Source organism: Bradyrhizobium sp. Pa8, assembly GCF_052588265.1.
Genome location: NZ_CP176767.1, coordinates 9,306,072 through 9,327,011, shown reverse-complemented (window position 1 = coordinate 9,327,011; position 20,940 = coordinate 9,306,072). Strand labels below are relative to the sequence as shown.

Here is a 20,940-nt window from a genome sequence, read left to right as displayed (position 1 = left end):
GTGTCGGCGACGTCCTCCGGGTGGCAGGCTGTCAAGTCTGCATCCGTCATGGCCGGGACAAGCCCGGCCATGACGATGTGGACGTAGCGCGCTCTAAATCTTGTTGTTCTCCGGCGCGATCCCGAGCCGCCGGACGATTTCGGTCGCCACTGCGCGGGCCTCGAGCCGCGACCCGATGCGGGGGCTGCGAAAGCGTCGCCCCGAGCGCAACCGGATCGTGATGATGCAGTGCTCGTCCTCGGACCGGCCGCGGCGGTCGACGGTAATCGTCTTCACGTCGTGGCCCTCGATATGGTCGGCGCGCGGCGTGCCGTCGCCCCACAGGCGTTCGACGCGGATATCGCTTTCGCGGATGATCCAGAACGCGCCGGTCACGAGGTTGGCGTATCGGTAAACCGCGAAAGCGGCGATCGCGCCGAGCGGCAGCAGCAGGATATCGACATGGCTGGGCGGCCATCCACGCCAGAGCTTGTAGGCGTAGGGAACGGCGGACAAGGCGACGGCGATCAGCGCGACGATCCTGATGTCCCGCGTGGAAAACGCCTCAAGCGGCTCGCCGAGATGCATCTCGGGATTGCTGGCATCGAGCGGATTGAGAGGTGGCTCGACATTGGGAACGTCGAATTGCGTGACGATCCGCGCCACGGTGTCGCGTACATGCGTGACGTCCGAGATCGGCGGCGACGTCAGGCGTTCCCCCGAGGCCAGCGTGAAGGCCAGCTGGAAACGGGCCTTCGCCCGCTTGCTGCCGGGAACCTGTAATCCCCTGATGTCGTCTTTCGCGACGATCCTGGTCCGGAGCTTTCCAAAGGGTCGCTGTTGCCCGATCAGGATCTCGTTCGGCGTGATGATCCACACCACCGCCGGTGCCAGCATGATGCCGACGACGAACGCTGCTCCCACGAGGAGCGCGGCCACCGAGACGATCACTTCCAACGTGTCGTGCGTGAACAGGCCCGGCGTGAAGCACAGCGCGACGGCGGCCGCAAAGCCGGACATGACCAGCCGCTGCGCGATCGAGGCGCCTTCGCGAAGGCGAATGTCGGTGCTGGTGGTCGCGTCGTCCATTGCGGGCGCTGATTCCGTCGGTCGCGAAACTCCACGGACGGGTCCATGGAGTCAAGCAACAACGGCGGCCGCGGCGATCCGGCCTCAGCTGTTGGCGTTCAGCAGCTTTGCCACGGTGCGGTCGATCTCGTCGTAACGGCCCTCGCCCTCATGCTGGAACACGATCTTGCCGCTCTGGTCGATGATGTATTGCGCCGGCCAATACTGGTTCTGGTAGGTGTTCCAGGTCTTCGAGTCGTTATCCTGCGCCACCGGATAGGTGATGCCGTGGCGCTTCAACGCGGCCTGCACGTTGGCGGCGGAGCGCTCGAACGGGAATTCCGGCGTGTGCACGCCGACCACGACGAGGCCCTTGTCCTTGTACTTGGCGTAGAGGTCGGTGACGTGCGGCAGCGTGTTGACGCAGTTGACGCAGCCATAGGTCCAGAAGTCGACCAGCACGACCTTGCCGCGGAGGTCGGCGATGCTGAGCGGGTTCGAGTTGAACCAGGTGTTGATGCCGGTGAAATCAGGGGCGGTCTGTTGGCTTGCGGCAGCGGTGACGACAGGGGTGGCGCGCGCGGCCTCGTCGCAGATGCCGGGAATGACGGCGCCTGTCACGGCCATGCCGATCAGTGCGGCGGAGACGGCGAGCAGTTTGAAAGTCATGGAAGCGTCCTCCGATGAAGATGAGGGATGATCACAGGCCGATCTGGCCGGTGGGATAGAATCCGGTGAGCCACGCCACGATCAGCGTGTCGTATTGGAAATAGGCGGCGACCGCGAAGGCGATCACGACGACACCAAAGCCCTGCTGCAGCCGCCGCGAGATCCGCGCGAGGCTGCGTACCCGCGTGGTCGCGGCCTGTCCACCATAGGCGATCGCGAGCATCGGGATCGCTGCGCCGATGGCATAGGCAACCAACAGCACGCCGGCCCAGCTGGCGTTCTTTGACGTCGCGACCAGCGTCAGGATCGAGCCGAGCACAGGACCGGCGCAGGGCGTCCAGACCAGGCCGAGCGTGGTGCCGAGCACGAGGCCGCCGAGCGCGCCCTCGTGCTGCACGGCGCCGGAATTGCCGAGATCGAGCCAGCCGTTGAGCCGGATCGACAGCCATTCGAACGGCGCCGGCCACAGCATCAACAGGCCGAAGCCCAGCAGCAGGATCGACGCGGCCTCGCGGAGCACGTTCGGATCGAAATCGAACAGCCGCGTGATCGCACCCAACAGCAGCGCGGTCGCCGAGAACGAGACGACGAAGCCGAGCGCGATCATCGCGGGCCGCAAGTGCCCCGCCCGCCCGATCGAGGCGCCGAGCAGGATCGGCAGCATCGGCAGCGTGCAGGGCGCGGCGATGGTCAGGATGCCGGCAAGGACGGCGAAGACAAGTTCGAGCATCGGGCACTCGTGAAGGAGGTCACGAGGGCAGTTCGGGATGGACGTGCGCGTTGTTACGTGGCGTCACGCCTTCGTGAGGGGCGATTGTTTTGGGAAGCAACTGTGCCGGCCAAGGCGGCAGCGCGCTCCGCCCCTGCGGGGGAGGGTGGGGGAGAGGGGTAGCCCCGGGAGAGGTCTGAGTTCGTGGCTACCCCTCTCCCTGCCCCTCCCCCGCAAGGGGGGAGGGAATGAGGGAGCAGGGGCCGCCTCACTCAAGCGAGAGAGGTGCACCGAGCCTGCCGCGGCTCTATCGGCCCCAAACATAAAACGACCCGGAGGGGGGCATCCCGTCCGGGTCGCTGGAAGTCTTGGGAGGTTTAACGAAACCGTATGTGAGATTTATAGGGGGGAAGTTTTTCCGCGTGATGTTGTGCTTTGTTTCAATTATTTCGTCGGCGGTAACACTTCCGTGTCCGGGGACAGGGCCGAAACTTCGGTCCTATCCCATTGAAATCTTTGGCCTTAGGCGGCGAAACGGTCGACGCCGGCGCCCTTAAGCAAATCGGCCAGTTGCTTGCGGGCATAGAACATCCGGGTCTTCACCGTGCTCTGCGGGATGCCGATGATCTGACCGACCTCCTCCACCGACTTCTCATGGTAGTAGACGAGGTTGATGATCTCGCGATGCGCGGGCGACAGTTTTTGCACGCAGGCGCGCAGGATGGCGCTGGTGTCGTTGCGGTCGAGCGAGGTCTCGGGCGTCTCGGCATCGTCAGGAATCTGGCGCACGTCGTCCTGGTCGATGTCCTCGAAGCGGCGCTGGCGCATCGCGGTCAGCGCCTTGAAGCGCGCGATCGAGAGCAGCCAGGTCGAGACCTGCGAGCGGCCCTGGAATTGGCCTGCGGTGCGCCACACGTCGAGGAACACCTGGCTGACGAGGTCTTCCGCGGTGGTCGCGTCACGCACGATGCGCAGGATGAAGCGATAAACCCGCACATTGTGCCGGCAATAGAGGATGTGCATCGACGTCCGGTTGCCGTCGGCAATGCTTTCCAGAAGCATGTCGTCCGAGGTCGCCTGAGCGGCAACGATGCTCTGGCTGGCTTGGGCGTTGATGGCGATGACGTTCGGCATTGACTTGCTCCCCGTAGCGCCGCAACCGAGCGGCGTTTCCTTGGACCAAAGTGTTAATCAGCGAACGTTTCGGGACGTCTGCACCAAAAGCGGAAAATGGTTTCGTGCGCCGCCAAATTGTTTCGTCGGACAGGCCGCGACGAAACATTCGGGGCGAAAAGTCGTGGAATTTCAATGTACGGAAAATACGGGGGTAGGGATTGGGGAGCGCCCGGGGCAGCCGGGAACGAAATTCCGGGCTTTGCGTTCGGTCGCGGTACCCATGCCGTCATTCCGGGGCGTGAAGCGAACCCGGGACGACAGCGGTAGGTGCCGCGCGCCCTACGCCTTCTCGCCCGCGGGCGAGAACAGATAGCCGCCGCCGCGGATGGTGCGGATCACGGCTGGCTTGGTCGGGTCGGGCTCGATCTTGCGGCGGATGCGCATGATGCGCAGATCCACGGCGCGGTCGAAGGCTTCGGCGTCGCGCGCATTGGCCAGTTCGAGCAGGCGCTCGCGCGACAGCACGCGCTTCGGATTGGCCGCGAACACTTTCAGTAGCCCGAATTCGGACGCGGTGAGCGGATGCTCGTTGCCTTCGTCGTCGCGCAAGGCCTGCGCTTCGAGGTCGAGCCATTTGGTGCCGAAGCGCACCAATTGATCCTTGTCCGATTTGGCGGGCGCGGTCTCGGCCGCCTTCACCGGCGTGCTCCGCCGCAACACCGAGCGGATGCGCGCCATCAGCTCGCGCAGCTCGCAGGGCTTTGCCACGTAATCGTCGGCGCCGAGCTCGAGACCGACGACGCGGTCGATCGGGCTCGCGGTCGCCGTCAGCATGATCACGGGCACGTTGATGCGGCTCTTGAGGTCGCGGATGATCGAGAGGCCGTCTTCCTCGGGCATGTTGAGGTCGAGCACGACGAGGTCGGGCATGCTGCCGTCGATCGCGGTGCGCAAGCTCTTGCCGCCGTCGCACAGCGTCACGGTGAAGCCGTGCATCTTGAGGTAATCGCCGACCATCTCCCTGGCCGGGGCCTCGTCGTCGACGATCATGATGTGCTGGCTTTGGGTCATGTCACTCAGATCTCGGTACTCGAATCACGGCAACTCGGTCGCGGGCAGGGTGATGGTGAAGGTCGATCCCTTGCCGGGACCGTCGCTCTCGGCCGTCACCTCGCCGCCATGCATGTCGATAATACGCTTGACGATGGAAAGCCCAAGCCCCGTCGAGCTCTCGCCCGCGGTCGGTTTGGCCGAAAGCCGCTGGAACCGGCCGAACAGGCGGCCGAGATCCTCCGGCGACAGGCCGGCGCCCTCGTCGCTGACGCGGACGACGGTATCACTGGCTTCATGGGTGACGGCGACGGTGATCTTGCCGCCGATCGGGCTGTACTTGATGGCGTTGCTGATCAGATTGTCGATCGCCTCGCGGATGCGGTCGGTGTCGCACATGGTGACGATGTTGGGCGGCGCCGTGACGTGGATGGCCTGCTGCTTGTTGACCGCAAGCGGCTGGTTGGCGTCGGCGACCTCTTTCACCAGTGCCGCGACGTCGACCGGCTCGCGGCGGATGGTGATGTCGAAGGCATCGGCCATCGCGTCCGAGATCAGATGATCGACCATCGTGGTCAGGCGCTTCGTCGCATCGCGGATGTGATCGACCTGGGCGACCACGCCGTCGGACGAGGCGCCGGTCGCGATCAGCTCCTTCAGCATCTCGGTGCGGCCGAGGATGACGCCGAGCGGGTTCTTGAGGTCGTGGGCGACGGTGCCCAGAATCTCGTTCTTGAAGCCGTTGGCGCGCTGCAGCCGCAGCCATTGCGCAGAGAGGCGGCGGTTGGCCTGCATCAGCGCGCGGGTGCGCTGGGCGACGCGGTCCTCGAGCTGCGTGTTGGCGTCCTGGAGCTGCTGATAGAGGATCACGTTGTCGAAGGCGATCGAGAGCCGGCTGGAGAAGATCTCGACCAGCGAGCGGTCGGTCTCGGACAGCTCGCGCTCGGCCTGCAGCAGCACCACCACCTCGCGGCCGGAGCCGGTCCGCAGATAGATCACGCTGCGGTGGTCGGCGAATTCGTTCTTGCGGCCCTGGAACGCGGCTTCCACCATCGTGCGCAGATCGGGGTCGAGCGCCTTCGACGAGGTCGTGCCGATGAAGCGGCTGTAGCAGCCGCTGCCGGCGAGCACGGAGAGTTCGGGGTCCACGCCGCCATTGTCGCGCAGGACCAGTATGCCGGCGCAATCGACATTGAGCAGCGAGGCGAGCTGGGTCAGCACGCCCTCGGCGAGCCGCTGCATCGACTTGAAGTCGTACAGCGTCGAGGCGGCGTCGATGATGATCTCGAGCCCGCGCCGCGTCTGCACCATGCGCTCGAGCTGCTGATAGGAGCGCAGCGCCGCGGTCAGCGAGGTGAACAGCTTGTCGGCGGTGAGCTCGGTCTTGGCCTTGTAGTCGTTGATGTCGTACTGGACGATCACGCGCCGCTCCGGCGCCTGGCCGGGCTGTCCCGTGCGCAGGATGATGCGCACGGTCTCGTTCTTGAGCTCGTTGCGGATGAACTCGACCAGCTCGAGGCCGGCGACATCGGTCTCCATGATGACGTCGAGCAGCACGGCGGCGATATCGCCATGCGCGGCCATCAGCTTGCGACCTTCCGCCGCGGAATGGGCGGAGAGGATCTCCAGCCCCTGGCCGTTGAGGCTGTAGTCGGACAGCGCGAAGCGGGTGCCGTCATGCACGGCGGGATCGTCGTCGATGACGGCGATCTTCCACTTCCTTGCGTTCTGGTCCTCCGGTGCGGCACCGGTATCGTCGATCAGGTGGAGGACATCGTCCTGTTCGGCCATTGAGAAGTCCCGTCAGTCTCTGTGCTTTGCGTGCCGCCCTTGGCGATCCGCGGCATGATAATCCGAAAAGTAGTGCCTTGTCCCAGCTTGGATTCCAGCATCATGCGTCCGCCGAGCTGCTGGGTGACAAGGTTATAGACGATATGAAGCCCGAGTCCCGTACCACCTTCATTGCGCCGGGTGGTAAAGAATGGGTCAAAGGCCTGGCGCTGCACGTCCGGGGTCATGCCGGCCCCGTCATCGGCGAAGATGATCTCGATGTCGTCGGACCCGCGCGGCCGCGCCGAGATCGTGATCGTGCCGGCGCGGCCGTCGGCAAAGGCGTGGTTGGCGGCGTTGAGGAAGAGGTTGGTCAGGATCTGGCCGTAGGAGCCGGGATAGCCGTCGAGCAGGAGCCCCTCGGGCACGTCGACCTGGAGCGTGATCGGCGAGCGCTTCAGGACTGGACGCAGGCTGGCGATGATCTGGTCGGTGGCTTCGCTGAGTGAGAACTGCCGCCGCTCGGCATGCGAGCGGTCGACCGCGACCTGCTTGAACGACTGGATCAGCTCGCCGGCGCGGGTGAGGTTGGCGACGAGCTGCTGCGAGGCGTCGCGCGAGGATTGCACGAACTCCTCCAGCTGCGAGCGGCGCAGGCCGCCGTCGCCCTTGAGCTGGGCTTCGAAGATCTCGGTGCGCCGGGCGAAGCTGGAAGCGACGGTCAGGCTGATGCCGATCGGGTTGTTGACCTCGTGCGCGACGCCGGCGACGAGTCCGCCGAGCGCCGCCAGCCGTTCGGCGTCGATCAAATTCTGCTGCGCGGTGTTGAGCTCGAGCAGCGCGCTCTCGGCCTTCTCCTTGGCCGCGCGCAGCTCGTCCTCGGTCTCGCGCTTCGCGATCGCGTTCTCGCGGAACACCTCGACCGCGCGCGCCATGGCGCCGACCTCGTCGCGTGCCTTGGTGCCCTGCACCTCGCGGTCGAGGTCGCCGAGCGCGATCGCGCGCATCGCGGTCATGATCTGCTGCAGCGGCAGGCGGATCGACAGCGCGATCAGCACGCCCGCGGTGAGGATGATGCCGAGGAAGATTACCGCGATCGACAGCACCCGCCGCGAGATATCGGCCAGGGTACGATCAAACGTCTCCTGCGCCTTCTGCTCGCGCTGGCGCATCTTGGTGGAGAGGTCGTCGATAGCGCCGATCGCCTCGGCCTGGCTGGCGTCGATGGTGTTGCGCAGCAATTCGGTGCGGCTCGTCAGCTGCTCGGAGAGTTTTGCGAAACCCTCGCGCAGCGCCATGGTGCGGGTCCCGAGCCGTTGCAGCGCCATGCGCTGCAGGTCGTTGTCGGCGAGATCGATCATGACCGGAATGGTCTTCTCGATCGTCTCGGTGTTGCGGCGCGCGTCGTCGGCGGCACCGGGCGAGAGCGACAGATAGTAGGAGTTGGCGGCGACCAGCATCGCGGTGAAGGCCTCGCGGGACTTGCCGAGCGAGGGCCAGATCAGGGCGTCGCGATGGCCGGTGGCGCCTTCGATGATGGAGTAGAGTCCGGCCATGTCCCTGGCCGGGCCCTGCACCTGCTCCTCATAGGTCTTGGCGATGGTCGCCTGCACGCTGCGCAGCTCGCCGAAGCCGTTGAGGAAGCGGTCGGTGGTGCGCTCCAGCTCCTCGACCGAGCCCGACAGCATCGGGTCCTTGGCGGCACGGTCGGTCAGCGTGCCCAGCACCGCCTCGCGCAGCAGCAGGATCTCGGCGAACAGGTCCGGGCTCGGCTGGTTGATGTAGCGGTGGATCAGATTGTGCAGGCGCCCGGTCTCGCTTTCGAGCAGCGCCAGGATACGGTCGGACTCGCGCACCTGGCGGACGTCGCCCCAGGCCGAGCCCAGCACCTGCGTGCCGTTCCAGATCAGCCCCACCAGCACCACGACCACGGCCGAGTTCAGCGCCGCGATCGACAGGATGCGCCAGCGGATCGGCACCGCGCGGAGCATGCCGACCAGGCGTGCGCGCAGCCGCCCGAGCGGGCCGGGCGGCCTGTCTGCGTGCTCGCTGTGTCCAGGTGCAGCCAAGCGGCTCACTCCACCTTGCGAATGCGTTCGATCAGCGCGGCCGCGGCGGGATCGCGCCCCGCCTTGGCATAGATCGCAGCCATCGCGTCCTCGAACGGCTTGCGGTCGATATCCCTGGCGACGGTGATGCCGGCGGCTTCAGCCTTGTGCTGCGACTGCTCCTCGAGGTCGCGCCACTTCTCGCGCATGAACAGGCTGGAGCGAGCCGCGGCCTCGCGGAATATCTGCTGGTCGTCCGCCGACAGGCTTTTCCAGGCCTTCAGCGAGATCACCAGCACTTCCGGGCTCATCGTGTGCTCGGTAAGCGCGAGGTGGCCGGCATGTTTGTAATGGTCTGTCGTCACGAAGGATGGCCAGTTGTTTTCGGCGCCGTCGATCAGATGGTTGGCAAGCCCGGTGAGCACCTGCCCGTAGGGCATCTCGACCGGTTCGGCGCCGAGCGAGCGGATCATCTCGCTCATCAACTCCGACTGCTGCACCCGGATCCGCAATCCCCTGAGGTCGGCGACGCTCCGTATCGGACGGACGCCGTTGTAGATCGACCGCGCGCCGGAATCGTAGAAGGCGAGCCCGACGAAGCCGTAGGGCTCGAAACTGCCGAGGATCTCGCTGCCGATCGGCCCGTCCAGCACCCTCTGCATGTGCTCGATGGACCGGAACAGGAACGGCATGGCGAGCACGTTCATCGCCGGGACGAAGTTGCCGATCAGCGCCACATTGGTCCGGTTGAGGTCGATCGCGCCGACCCTGGTCTGCTCGATGGTCTCCTTCTCTTCGCCGAGCTGGCGGGAGTGGAACACCTTGATCTCGTGCCGGCCGCCCGTGCGCTCGGCAATCAGCGCGCCCATGTAGCGCAGCGCCTGGACGGTCGGGTAATCCTCGGTCTGGGTGTCGGCGACGCGGAATTCGCGCGCAGCAGCGCTCGTCGCGCAGACCGCGAGCAAAAGCACGACAAAGATCACCCCGGTCCGCGAGAGTTCGGCACGGTTCAGCACTGGCACACTCAACCCCTCAGTGGTGGAGTCTATGGCGGAGCCAAAAGGTTCAACGCAATCTAGCAGATGGTTGAGGGAAGGCCATCCCGCCGCACCCGGCGGGGCGATTGTGCGGCGCAGCCGACCTCATTCCCGGTTGAAACGGGAAATGCAGCGCCTTAAGCAGGTATGGTCGCCTTTTGCCGCGCGACACGGGAAGAGCCATCGTGATTTCAACATCGCGTCTTTTGCGGATCGTCGCCGCTTTCATCGTCCTCGTAATGCCTCTTCAGGCGCGCGCTGCCACCGACATCGCGCTATGGCACGCCATGTCCGGCGAACTCGGCCGGCAGCTCGAGAAGCTCGCCGCCGATTTCAACGCCTCGCAGCCGGATTATCGCATCGTCCCAACTTACAAGGGCAACTACACCGAGACCGTGACGGCTGCGATCTTCGCCTTCCGCTCGCGCAGCCAGCCCGCGATCGTCCAGGTCAACGAGGTCGCCACCGCGACCATGACCGCGGCCAAGGGCGCGATCTATCCCGTGTTCAGCATGATGCGGGACATGAACGAGCCGTTCTCGCTGGGCGATTACCTTCCCGCAGTCTCCGGCTATTACACCGATGCGGCCGGCAATCTGTTGTCCTTCCCGTTCAATTCCTCGACGCCGATCCTCTATTACAACAAGACCATGTTCCGCGACGCGGGCCTCGATCCGGAGACGCCGCCGAGGACATGGCCCGAGCTTGGGCTTGCCGCAAAACGCCTGCGCGAGCGCGGTGCGGCCTGCGGCTTCACCACCTCCTGGCCGTCCTGGATCCACATCGAGAATTTCTCCGCCTTCCACAATCTGCCGCTCGCGACGCGGACCAATGGCTTTGCGGGGCTGGATGCCGAGCTGACCATCAACAACCCGGTCGTCGTGCAACACATCGCCCAGCTCGCCGAGTGGCAGAAGGACAAGGTGTTCGATTACGGCGGCCGCGGGCAGTCGGCCGAGCCGCGCTTCCAGAAGGGCGAATGCGGCATCTTCATCGGCTCCTCGGCGACGCGGGCCGACATCAGAGCGAATTCGAAGTTCGATATCGGCTACGGGATGATGCCGTACTGGCCCGATGTGAAGAACGCGCCGCAGAACTCGATCATCGGCGGTGCCACGCTGTGGGTGCTTCGCGACCGCCCGCGCGCGGAATACAAGGGCGTGGCCCGGTTCTTCGCTTATCTGTCGCAGCCCGGCGTGCAGGCCGCCTGGCACCAGAACACCGGCTATCTGCCGATCACCCGCGCCGCCTTCGAGCTGACGCGCGCGCAGGGTTTTTACGAGCGCAATCCGGGCTCCGCGATCTCGTTCGAGGAGATCACGCTGCATCCGCCGACGGAGAACTCGAAGGGCATCCGGCTCGGCTCCTTCGTGCTGATCCGCGGCGCAATCGAGGACGAGTTGGAGCAGGCCTTTACCGGCCAGAAGGGCGCGCAGGCCGCGCTCGATGCCGCGGTCGAGCGCGGCAACAAGCTGCTGCGCCAGTTCGAGCGCGCCAGCCCGGACCGGTAGCGTATGCCTGAGCGCGCGCCTCGTCCTTCGAGACGACCGCTTCTCGCGGTCTCCTCAGGATGAGGCTAAGCGGCATCGGTGCCTGCCAAAATCGCTGCCACGCACTCCGCCCTCATCCTGAGGAGCCCGCCAAAGCGGGCGTCTCGAAGGATGGGCCGCGAGGGGAACTGCTTTTGAAATGCATAAGGTTGCGATGTCGATGAAACTACCCCACCTCGCCGATGCAGACAGCTTTCGCGCCTTTCGCTCCGATCCTCCGCGATGGCTGGGAATTGCGATAGACATCGCCCGCAGCCACGGTCTCGATATCAGCGCGCCGCATGTGTTTGCCACCGGCACCAATCTCGTCGTCGGCCTCGGCGAGAAGCTGATCCTGAAAATCTTCCCGCCGCACTTGCGCGCACAATTCGTCTCCGAACGCGGATCGCTGGCGCAGCTTGCCGGCCGCCTTCATCTGCCGATCCCGGAGATCGTCGCGGAGGGTGAGCGCGACGGCTGGCCCTACCTCGTCATCACGCGCCTTGCCGGCACACTCGGCTCGGAGGTCTGGCCGCAGCTGGCGGAAGACCAGAAAGAGCGCCTGCTGCGCCAGATCGGCGAGACCATCGCCGCCGTGCAGCGCGCGCCGCTTGGATCGCTGGCGGAGATCGAGCCGCGCTGGGATGCGTTCATACGCGCCCAGATGCAGGGTTGCAGGGCACGGCACACGCGCCTTGGCCTTGCGCCGAAATTCCTCGAGGGCCTCGACGATCTCCTGCGCGACGCTGCAAAACTGATCCCGATGGATGCGCCGCCGGTGATCCTGGTGGGCGAATATATCCCCCAGAACTTCCTGCTCGCTTGCGACGACGGCAACTGGTCGCTGGCCGGCCTGTTCGACTTCGGCGACGTGCTCGTGGGATGGCGCGATTACGATTTGCTCGGCCCCAGCGCCTTCATGGCGGCGGGACGGCCGGGGAGGGTGCGCAGCCTGCTCGAGGGCTTTGGCTATGCGAAGTTGGATTTCGCACTGAAGCGGCGGCTGATGGCGCTGATGCTGCTGCACCGCGCCAGCGACCTCAACAGCCACGTCTGTATCGAGGGTTGGCAGGACCGGGCGAACGATCTCGTCGAACTCCAGGATCTGATATGGCCGGGCTGAACGGTCCGGGCCATCTGCAACGTCCTGCTCAATCCGGAAGCGCTCAATCTTTCAGCTTATTTTTAGAGCAAAATCGCATCTTTGTATGCAATTGACCGGCTTGCCTAAAGCGCGATCAATCACCGAAATACAAAAAGATTATTTTGAATCAATGGCTTATGTGGAAATTAAGATCCTATTAAGCGCTGGCACGAACCTTGCGAATCCCTGTTCCAACCAGAAACTTTTGCGTTGGAGCATTTTCCATGAAGCGCCGCGATTTCCTCAAGTCCGTGTCCGGATTGGCCGCAGGCGCGGCGCTTCCGGCGATGCCACAGGTCATCTCCACGGCCTATGCCGATGCGCGCTCGGAGACGCTGCTGATCGTCTCGGAAGGTGGCCCGAACAATCTCGACATCCACGGCGTCGGCACCAACGTGCCCGGCTACGAAGTATCCTGGAATTGCTACGACCGCCTGATCAGCCACGAGATGAAGACCGGCCCCGGCGGCGTGCCCTATTACGACCGCGACAAGTTCAAGGGCGAGCTCGCCGAGGAGATGAAGATCGACGACATGTCGGTCACCTTCAAGCTGCGCAAGAACGCCAAATTCCACGACGGCACGCCTGTCACCGCCAAGGACGTGAAGTGGTCGCTCGACCGCGCCGTCAGCGTCGGCGGCTTCCCGACCTTCCAGATGAGTGCGGGCTCTCTTACAAAGCCGGAGCAGTTCGTCGTGATCGACGACTACACCGTGCGCGTCGATTTCCTGAAGAAGGACAAGCTCACGATCCCCGATCTCGCGGTCATCGTGCCCTGCATCGTCAATTCCGAGCTGGTGAAGAAGAACGCCAGTGAGAAGGACCCCTGGGGTCTGGAGTTCACCAAGCAGCAGACCGCGGGCTCCGGCGCCTACAAGGTGACGAAGTGGACCGCGGGCACCGAAGTCATCATGGAGCGCAACGAGGATTGGGTCTGCGGTCCGCTGCCGAAGATCAAGCGCGTGATCTGGCGCATGGTGCCGCAGGCCGGCAACCGCCGCGCGCTGCTGGAGCGCGGCGACGCCGACATCTCCTACGAGCTGCCCAACAAGGACTTTCAGGAGATGAAGGCGAACGGGAAGCTCAACGTCGTGTCGCTGCCGTTCTCCAACGGCATCCAGTATATCGGCATGAACGTCACCAAGCCGCCGTTCGATAATCCCAAGGTCCGCCAGGCGGTCGCCTACGCGCTGCCCTATCAGAAGATCATGGACGCCGTGATGTTTGGCCTCGCGAATCCGATGTTCGGCGCGCCGAAGGACAAGCCGACCGAAGTCGCGTGGCCGCAGCCGCACAAATACAACACCGACATGGACAAGGCGAAGGCGCTGCTCAGCGAGGCCGGTTACGCCAACGGCTTCGAGACCACGATCTCGTTCGACCTGAACTTTGCCGGCGTCAACGAGCCGCTCTGCGTGCTGGTGCAGGAGAGCCTGGCGCAGATCGGCATCAAGACCACCATCAACAAGGTGCCCGGCGCCAACTGGCGCACCGAGTTGAACAAGAAGGAGATGCCGCTCTTCACCAACGTGTTCTCGGGCTGGCTCGATTACCCCGAGTACTTCTTCTACTGGTGCTATCACGGCAACAATTCCGTCTTCAACACCATGAGCTACAAGTCGGCGGAGATGGACAAGCTGATCGACGGCGCACGCACCGCGGCCGCCACCGGCGACACCGCGACCTACGATGCCGACGTGAAGGGCTTCGTCGATCTCGCTTTCACCGACATCCCGCGCATCCCGCTGTACCAGCCCTTCGTCAACGTCGCGATGCAGAAGAACATCAGTGGCTACCAATACTGGTTCCACCGCCGCCTGGATTACCGCGCGCTGGCGAAGGGGTGAGCCGTCATGCTGATCGTCAACGACGCATCGGCATTTGTTGGCAACGTTGATTTGAGTGAGGCGGCCACTGCTCTCTCGCTCCCTCCCCCCTTGCGGGGTCCGAGGCGAGCGAAGCTTGCTCTCGAGGTCGGGGAGAGGGGGAGCCACAAACTCAGGCCTCTCCCGGAGCCACCCCTCTCCCTAGCCCTCCCCCGCAAGGGGGGAGGGAACGCAGCGGCGCAAGCCGCGCAAGTTCGCCCCCAATCGCAAAGCAGAAGGAGAGCGCTCCCATGCTGACCATGATCGGCAAGCGCCTGATGTTCGCGATTCCCTCCCTGATCGGGGTCGTCATCGTCACCTTCCTGCTGACGCGCGCGTTGCCCGGTGATCCCGCCGCGTACTTCGCAGGGCCCGCGGCAACCAAGGAAGCCGTCGAGCAGATCCGCAAGAAGCTCGGCCTCGACAAGCCGCTGATCGAGCAGTTCTTCCGCTACACCAACGACCTCGCCCACGGCGATTTCGGCAACTCGCTCACCACGGGACAGCCCGTCGCGGCCGAAATCCGCAACCGCCTACCGGCCTCGGCTGAACTGACGCTGATCGGCCTCATCGTTTCGGTCGTGATCGCCATTCCGCTCGGCGTGCTGGCGGCGACGCGGCCGGGATCATGGGTCGACCATTTATGCCGGGTGACGACGACGGCCGGCGTCTCGCTGCCCGTGTTCTTCACCGGCCTTGTGCTGGTCTATGTCTTCTATTTCCGGCTCGGCTGGTCGCCCGCGCCGCTCGGCCGTCTCGATGTGTTCTACAGCGCGCCGCCGACGGTGACCGGCTTCTACCTGGTCGACACGCTGATCGCGCGCGACTTCGAGGCGTTCCGTTCCGCGCTGAGCCAGCTCATTTTGCCGGCGACGACGCTCGCGATCTTCTCGCTGGCGCCGATCGCGCGCATGACGCGCGCCTCGATGCTCGCGGTGTTGTCGTCGGAGTTCGTGCGTACGGCCCGCGCCAGCGGCCTGTCGCCGTCGACCGTCATCATCACCTACGCGTTTCGCAATGCGATGCTGCCCGTGATCACCACGCTCAGCATGGTGTTCTCGTTCCTGCTAGGGGCGAACGTGCTGGTGGAAAAAGTGTTCGCCTGGCCCGGCATCGGCTCCTATGCGGTGGAAGCGCTGATCTCGTCCGACTTCGCGCCGGTGCAAGGTTTTGTGCTGACCATGGCGGTCATGTACGTGCTGCTCAATCTCGTGATCGACATTCTCTACGGCGTGATCGATCCGCGTGTCAGGTTGGAGGGCTAAATCATGAGCTCCGTTGCGCCTGCAGTTGAGCCCGTCGGTCCCGCGCGGACATCAGGGCTGGTCGCGATCCTCGAACAGACCCGCTACGTTCTCGGCGAGAACAAGGTCACCGGCTTCGCCTTCGCGCTGCTGATCGTGATCCTGATAGCCGCGATCTTCGGCCCCTACGTGGTGCCGTATGATCCGCTCGCTTCCGATACGGCTGCGGCGCTGAAGCCGCCGTCGATGGCGCACTGGTTCGGCACCGACCAGCTCGGCCGCGACATTTTTAGCCGCGTCATCGTGGCGACGCGGCTCGATACGTTCATCGCCGTCGCCTCCGTCGTGCTGGTATTCCTGATGGGCGGTCTTGCCGGCATCGCGGCCGGCTATTTCGGCGGCTGGACCGACCGCATCGTCGGCCGCATCGCCGACACCATCATGGCGTTTCCGCTGTTCGTGCTGGCGATGGGCATCGTCGCCGCCCTCGGCAACACCGTGCAGAACATCATCCTGGCCACGGCAATCGTGAACTTCCCGCTCTACGCCCGTGTCGCGCGCGCCGAGGCGAACGTCCGCCGTAACGCCGGCTTCGTGCAGGCCGCGCGCCTGTCCGGCAACGGCGAATTCCGTATCCTGCTCGTGCATATTCTCCCGAACATCATGCCGATCATGATCGTGCAGATGTCGCTGACCATGGGCTACGCCATCCTCAATGCCGCGGGCCTGTCCTTCATCGGCCTCGGTGTTCGCCCGCCCACCGCCGAATGGGGCATCATGGTAGCCGAGGGCGCGGGCTTCATGGTGTCGGGCGAATGGTGGATCGCGCTGTTCCCGGGCCTTGCGCTGATGATCGCCGTGTTCTGCTTCAACCTCCTCGGCGACGGCCTCCGCGATATCGTCGACCCGCAGCGGAGGACGTGATGATGGTTTCCAAGCACGCAGCGAGCCACGCGAGGCTCACATGTGAGGCGGACACTGCTCTCTCATTCCCTCCCCCCTTGCGGGGTCCGAGGCGAGCAAAGCTCGCTCTCGAGGGCAGGGAGAGGGGTAGCCACAAACTCAGACCTCTCCCGGGGCTACCCCTCTCCCTGCCCCTCCCCCGCAAGGGGGGAGGGAGCGAGAGGCCCATGCCCGCCTCACGCTCAAATTTCCCGCCGAAATTCCCCAACGATTTCAACCCCATTCTACTGTGCATGGGGTTGTTTTCGCACTTTTTGAGTGGCGGGAGCCGTCCATGACCGCCCAGCCCCTCCTCGACGTCCAGGACCTCACCGTCGAATTCACCACCCGCCGCGGCATCGTCAAAGCCGTGCAGCACGTCAACATCTCCGTTGCCAAGGGCGAGACGCTCGCCATCGTCGGCGAGTCCGGCTCCGGCAAGTCGGTGACGTCCTATGCGGTGATGCGCATCCTCGACCGGGCGGGGCGGATCGCCGAGGGCTCGGTGATGTTCTCCGGCATCGACGTGAAGGCGGCCAGCGAAGACCAGATGCGCGATCTGCGCGGCCGCGAAGTCTCGATGATCTTCCAGAACCCGCGCGCGGCGCTGAATCCGATCCGGAAGGTCGGCGACCAGATCGAGGATGTGCTGCGCACCCACGTACAGCAGGCCCAGGTCGCCGATCACGGAGAAAAAGCGATCGAGGCGCTGGAGCAGGTCAAGATCGCCCGCCCGCGCGAGCGCTACCACGCCTATCCGTTCGAGCTGTCCGGCGGCATGTGCCAGCGCGTCGTCATCGCGCTCGCGCTCGCCTGCAATCCGCAGCTCCTGATCGCGGACGAGCCGACGACGGGTCTCGACGTCACCACCCAGAAGGCGGTGATGGACCTGATCGTCGAGCTGACCAAGCGCAAGGCGATGTCGACCATCCTGATCACGCACGACCTCGGCCTTGCGGCTGCCTATTGCGACCGCGTCGTCGTGATGGAAAAGGGCCGCGTGGTCGAGACCGCCAAAGCCGCCGACATCTTCGCCAACCCGCAGCACCCCTACACAAAAAAGCTGATGCGCGCGACGCCGCGGCTTGGCGTGAGCTTGCGGGATCTGTTGCCGGAGGAGGAGGGCGCGTCCTCATCCGTAGCCGCCATGGCCGGGCCTGACCCGGCCATCCATCAGCCTTCGCAAGGTGAGACTCCCAAGCCCCTGCTCCTCATCGAAAAGCTCGTCAAGGAATATCCCCGCCAGGGCGCCACCGCCACGCTTGGAAAACTGTTTGGCCGCAAGCCTCCTGTGGAGCCGGACGTGTTCCGCGCCGTCGACGGCATCAGCCTCTCCATCGGCCATGGCGAGAGCGTCGGCCTGGTCGGCGAATCCGGCTGCGGCAAATCGACGACGTCGATGATGGTGATGCGCCTCTTGGACCAGACCTCCGGCCTGATCCGGTTCGACGGCGAGGATATCGGCGCCATCGCGCCTGCCTCCTTTGCCCGGCTGCCGCAGCGCAGCCGCATCCAGATGGTGTTCCAGGACCCGACCGACAGTCTCAACCCGCGTTTCACCGCCGTCCGCGCCATCGCCGACCCCATCATGCAGCTCGGCGACATCAGGGGCCGCGATGCGCTTCGAACGCGCTGCGAGGAGCTCGCCACCATGGTCGGGCTGCCGCACAATCTGCTGGATCGGTTTCCGCACCAGCTCTCCGGCGGCCAGAAGGCCCGCGTCGGCATCGCGCGCGCCATCGCGCTGCACCCGAAGCTCGTCATCCTGGACGAGCCGACCGCGGCGCTGGACGTCTCGGTCCAGGCCGTAGTCCTCAATCTGCTTCAGGACCTGAAAGCGCGCTTAGGTATGAGTTATCTGTTCGTCTCGCATGATTTGAACGTAGTGCGCTTGTTGTGTGATCGTGTCATTGTCATGCGGACAGGTCGAATCGTCGAAGAGGGCTGTTCCGAAAAGGTCCTCAGCGATCCGCAGGACGACTACACCAAGGAATTGCTGACGGCGATCCCGCATCCGCCGTTGCCGGTTCACTGAGAGATTGTTTGGGAGCGTGATGGCCGAGCCGCTGGACGACTATATCGACGCCGTATCGAAAGCGCTGGCGCTGCCGGTCGAGGAGGCCTGGAGGCCCGCGGTCCGCGCCAATCTCGAAGTCTCGCTCCGGCTTGGCCGACTGGTCGACGAATTCGCGCTGCCGGACGAGACCGAGCCGGCGCCCATCTTCACAGTCTGACCCCGCCATGACCACCAAGCCAGAGATGACGGCTGCGGACATCGCCAAGGCTGTGGCCGGCGGCAAGATGTCGGCCCTCGATGCCACCGAAGCAGCCCTCGCGCGCATCAAGCAGCACGATGGTGTCCTCAATTCCTTCACCGACGTCACTGCCGATCGCGCCCGTGCGAAGGCGCGTGCGATCGATGCCGACATTGCTGCCGGCAAGGAGGTCGGCCCGCTCGCCGGTGTTCCCTTCGCGGTGAAAAACCTGTTCGACGTTGCGGGGCTTCCGACGCGCGCGGGCTCGAAGATCAACCGTGACCTCGCGCCCGCCAAGCGCGACGCCACGCTGATCGAGCGGATGGAAGCCGCCGGTGCCGTGCTCGTCGGCACACTCAACATGGGCGAATACGCCTACGACTTCACCGGCGAGAACGTCCATGACGGTCCCTCGCGCAATCCGCATGACACGACGCGGATGACCGGCGGCTCTTCCGGTGGTTCGGGGAGCGCCGTCGGCGGCGCGTTGGTGCCGATCGCGCTCGGCTCGGACACCAATGGTTCGATCCGCGTGCCGTCCTCCTTCTGCGGCATCTTCGGTTTGAAGCCGACCTATGGCCGGCTGTCGCGCGCGCGCTCGTTCCCGTTCGTCGCGAGCCTCGATCATCTCGGCCCGTTCGCGCGCTCGGCGACCGATCTCGCGCTCGCCTATGACGCGATGCAGGGGGTGGATGCGGACGATGCCGCCTGCACCACGCGCGGTCTGGAGCCGACGCTGCCGCTGCTCGCCAATCCGGTGTCGGACCTGCGCATCGCGATTGCCGGCGGGCACTTTCAGAAGAACGTGTTTCCAGAGGCCGTCGAAGCTGTCAGCCGCGTCGCCAAGGCGCTCGGCGCGACCAAGATCGTTGACGTGCCCGAAGCCTCGCGCGCCCGCGCGGCGGCCTATGTCATCACCACCACCGAAGGTGCCTCGCTGCATCTCGATCGCCTGCGCAAGCGCCCGAACGATTTCGATCCCGCCGTGCGCGACCGGCTGATCGCCGGCGCGATGGTGCCGGCGCCGATGGTCGACCGCGCGCAAAAATTCCGCCGCTGGTATCGCGCGCAGCTCGCCGAGATCTTCAGATCCGTCGACGTGCTGATCGCGCCTGCGACGCCGTGCACGGCTCCAAAACTCGGTCAGGTAAACTTCAATCTCGACGGCGTCGAGTTGCCGGTTCGCGCCAATATCGGCATCCACACCCAACCGATCTCGTTCATCGGATTGCCGGTGGTCGCCGTGCCGGTGCCGCTCGAGCCGCTGCCGATCGGCGTGCAGATCATTTGCGCGCCCTGGCGCGAGGACATCGCGTTGCGCGTCGCGTACGCATTGGAGAAGATGGGCGTGGTCTCCGCGCCGTCGCCAAGGGGACTTTGAGAGGGATTTAGAATGGAGATCGATCTCCCCGAGGTGATCGCGGAAGTGAAGGCCGCGTTCGAGCGCTATGAGCAGGCCCTCGTCACCAACGATGTCGCCGTGCTCGGCGAGCTCTTCCGCAACGATCCCCGCACGCTGCGCTACGGCATCGGCGAGAACCTCTACGGCTATGAGGCGATCTCCGGCTTCCGCGCCGGACGGTCGCCGGTGGGCCTCAACCGCCGCACCGCGAAGACCGTGATCACCAGCTATGGCCGCGACACGGCCGTCGCCTCCACCCTGTTCTACCGCGACACGGCTCCCGGCAAGGTCGGCCGGCAGATGCAGACCTGGATTCGCTTCCCGGAGGGCTGGCGCGTCGTCGCCGCCCATGTCAGCATCATCGACGAGTCGAAAGAGACCTGACCGTATGACGCTTGACGATCTTCCGCCCGGAACACTGCCGGCCGAGCCGGTGGTGCCGCGCGTCGACCGGGCGCAACCCAGCGTGCACAAGATCACGCGCGCCGAGGAACTGCGGCTTCAACTCGCCGACGAGATCGTGCGCGGAACCCTGGCCCCGGGCGCGCCGCTTGATGAAACCGACATCGCGCGGCGCTTCAGCGTCTCGCGCACGCCGGTCCGCGAGGCGCTGCGCCAGCTGGTGGCGAGCGGCCTCGTCGAATCGCGCGCCCATCGCGGCGCGGTGGTGGCGCAGCCCTCGGTCGAGCGTCTCAAGAGCATGTTCGAGGCAATGGCGGAGCTCGAGGCGCTGTGCGCGGGCCTTGCCGCCGAGCGCATGTCGGCTGCCGAGCGTCACGGTCTCGAAGCCATCCATGAAGAGCTGCGCGTGCTCAGCTACGCCGGCAATCCCGATCGTTTCCACGAGGTCAACGAGCGCTTCCACAACGCGATCTATGCGGGATCGCAGAACGGCTACATCGCCGAGATTACGCTCGCGACCCGCGTGCGCGTGCAGCCGTTCCGCCGCGCCCAGTTCCGCAACCTCGGTCGATTGGCAAAGTCGCAAGCCGAGCACGACCGCGTCGTCGTCGCGATCATGCGCGGCGACAAGCAGGGCGCCGCCGCCGCCATGCGCGCGCATATCGAGCTGGTGCGCGGGGAATACGAGATCTACGCGGTGTCGGTGTAGGG

Annotated in this window: 18 protein-coding genes; 10 read left to right on the top strand and 8 right to left on the bottom strand. The window is 65.1% G+C overall.

Going from position 1 to position 20,940, the window contains the following annotated elements; translation table 11 throughout:
• Positions 1–93: 93 nt before the first annotated feature.
• From ACKWRH_RS44300 to ACKWRH_RS44265, 8 genes are all read right to left on the bottom strand, one after another.
• Entirely contained in the window at positions 94–1,068 is a 975-nt protein-coding gene (locus tag ACKWRH_RS44300; protein WP_445218671.1) for a hypothetical protein, read from the bottom strand.
• A gap of 84 nt (positions 1,069–1,152) precedes the next feature.
• A complete protein-coding gene (locus tag ACKWRH_RS44295; RefSeq protein WP_445218670.1) occupies positions 1,153–1,716 on the bottom strand; it encodes a redoxin domain-containing protein in 564 nt (187 codons plus the stop codon).
• 31 nt (positions 1,717–1,747) lie between these two features.
• The gene (locus tag ACKWRH_RS44290) at positions 1,748–2,446 is read right to left on the bottom strand and encodes a cytochrome c biogenesis CcdA family protein (RefSeq protein WP_445218669.1); all 699 of its coding nucleotides are present in this window, start codon (positions 2,444–2,446) and stop codon (positions 1,748–1,750) included.
• Between the two features lie 501 nt (positions 2,447–2,947).
• Entirely contained in the window at positions 2,948–3,559 is a 612-nt protein-coding gene (locus tag ACKWRH_RS44285) for a sigma-70 family RNA polymerase sigma factor (protein ID WP_445218668.1), read from the bottom strand.
• A gap of 321 nt (positions 3,560–3,880) precedes the next feature.
• Positions 3,881–4,612, bottom strand: coding sequence for a response regulator (locus tag ACKWRH_RS44280; RefSeq protein WP_028151984.1), 732 nt, complete (start codon positions 4,610–4,612; stop codon positions 3,881–3,883).
• A 24-nt stretch (positions 4,613–4,636) separates the two neighbouring features.
• Positions 4,637–6,382, bottom strand: a complete 1,746-nt coding sequence (locus tag ACKWRH_RS44275) for an ATP-binding response regulator (protein ID WP_445218667.1) — start codon at positions 6,380–6,382, stop codon at positions 4,637–4,639.
• Positions 6,352–8,430, bottom strand: a complete 2,079-nt coding sequence (locus tag ACKWRH_RS44270) for an ATP-binding protein (protein ID WP_445218666.1) — start codon at positions 8,428–8,430, stop codon at positions 6,352–6,354. The genes ACKWRH_RS44275 and ACKWRH_RS44270 overlap by 31 nt, the downstream gene beginning before the upstream one ends.
• A 5-nt stretch (positions 8,431–8,435) precedes the next feature.
• A complete protein-coding gene (locus ACKWRH_RS44265; protein ID WP_445218665.1) occupies positions 8,436–9,431 on the bottom strand; it encodes a TRAP transporter substrate-binding protein in 996 nt (331 codons plus the stop codon).
• Between the two features lie 254 nt (positions 9,432–9,685).
• On the opposite strand from ACKWRH_RS44265, the gene ugpB reads away from it, so the two are divergent.
• The 10 genes from ugpB (at position 9,686) to ACKWRH_RS44215 (ending at position 20,938) form a co-directional block, all read left to right on the top strand.
• The gene (ugpB, locus tag ACKWRH_RS44260; protein WP_445222588.1) at positions 9,686–10,957 is read left to right on the top strand and encodes a sn-glycerol-3-phosphate ABC transporter substrate-binding protein UgpB; all 1,272 of its coding nucleotides are present in this window, start codon (positions 9,686–9,688) and stop codon (positions 10,955–10,957) included.
• 193 nt (positions 10,958–11,150) lie between these two features.
• Positions 11,151–12,098, top strand: a complete 948-nt coding sequence (locus ACKWRH_RS44255) for an aminoglycoside phosphotransferase family protein (protein WP_445218664.1) — start codon at positions 11,151–11,153, stop codon at positions 12,096–12,098.
• 245 nt (positions 12,099–12,343) lie between these two features.
• A complete protein-coding gene (locus ACKWRH_RS44250) occupies positions 12,344–13,966 on the top strand; it encodes an ABC transporter substrate-binding protein (RefSeq protein WP_445218663.1) in 1,623 nt (540 codons plus the stop codon).
• Between the two features lie 269 nt (positions 13,967–14,235).
• Entirely contained in the window at positions 14,236–15,249 is a 1,014-nt protein-coding gene (locus tag ACKWRH_RS44245) for an ABC transporter permease (protein WP_445218662.1), read from the top strand.
• A 3-nt stretch (positions 15,250–15,252) separates the two neighbouring features.
• On the top strand, positions 15,253–16,152 hold the full coding sequence (locus ACKWRH_RS44240; RefSeq protein ID WP_014491237.1) for an ABC transporter permease: 900 nt from the start codon (positions 15,253–15,255) through the stop codon (positions 16,150–16,152).
• Between the two features lie 313 nt (positions 16,153–16,465).
• Positions 16,466–18,205, top strand: a complete 1,740-nt coding sequence (locus ACKWRH_RS44235; RefSeq protein WP_445218661.1) for a dipeptide ABC transporter ATP-binding protein — start codon at positions 16,466–16,468, stop codon at positions 18,203–18,205.
• 19 nt (positions 18,206–18,224) lie between these two features.
• The gene (locus tag ACKWRH_RS44230) at positions 18,225–18,404 is read left to right on the top strand and encodes a DUF4089 domain-containing protein (RefSeq protein WP_028148078.1); all 180 of its coding nucleotides are present in this window, start codon (positions 18,225–18,227) and stop codon (positions 18,402–18,404) included.
• A 7-nt stretch (positions 18,405–18,411) separates the two neighbouring features.
• Positions 18,412–19,806: an AtzE family amidohydrolase gene (locus tag ACKWRH_RS44225; protein ID WP_445218660.1), complete on the top strand. Its 1,395-nt coding sequence runs from the start codon at positions 18,412–18,414 to the stop codon at positions 19,804–19,806.
• Positions 19,807–19,818: 12 nt separating this feature from the next.
• On the top strand, positions 19,819–20,211 hold the full coding sequence (gene hpxZ / locus ACKWRH_RS44220; RefSeq protein WP_166070373.1) for an oxalurate catabolism protein HpxZ: 393 nt from the start codon (positions 19,819–19,821) through the stop codon (positions 20,209–20,211).
• A 4-nt stretch (positions 20,212–20,215) separates the two neighbouring features.
• Entirely contained in the window at positions 20,216–20,938 is a 723-nt protein-coding gene (locus ACKWRH_RS44215) for a GntR family transcriptional regulator (protein WP_014491242.1), read from the top strand.
• Positions 20,939–20,940: the final 2 nt, after the last annotated feature.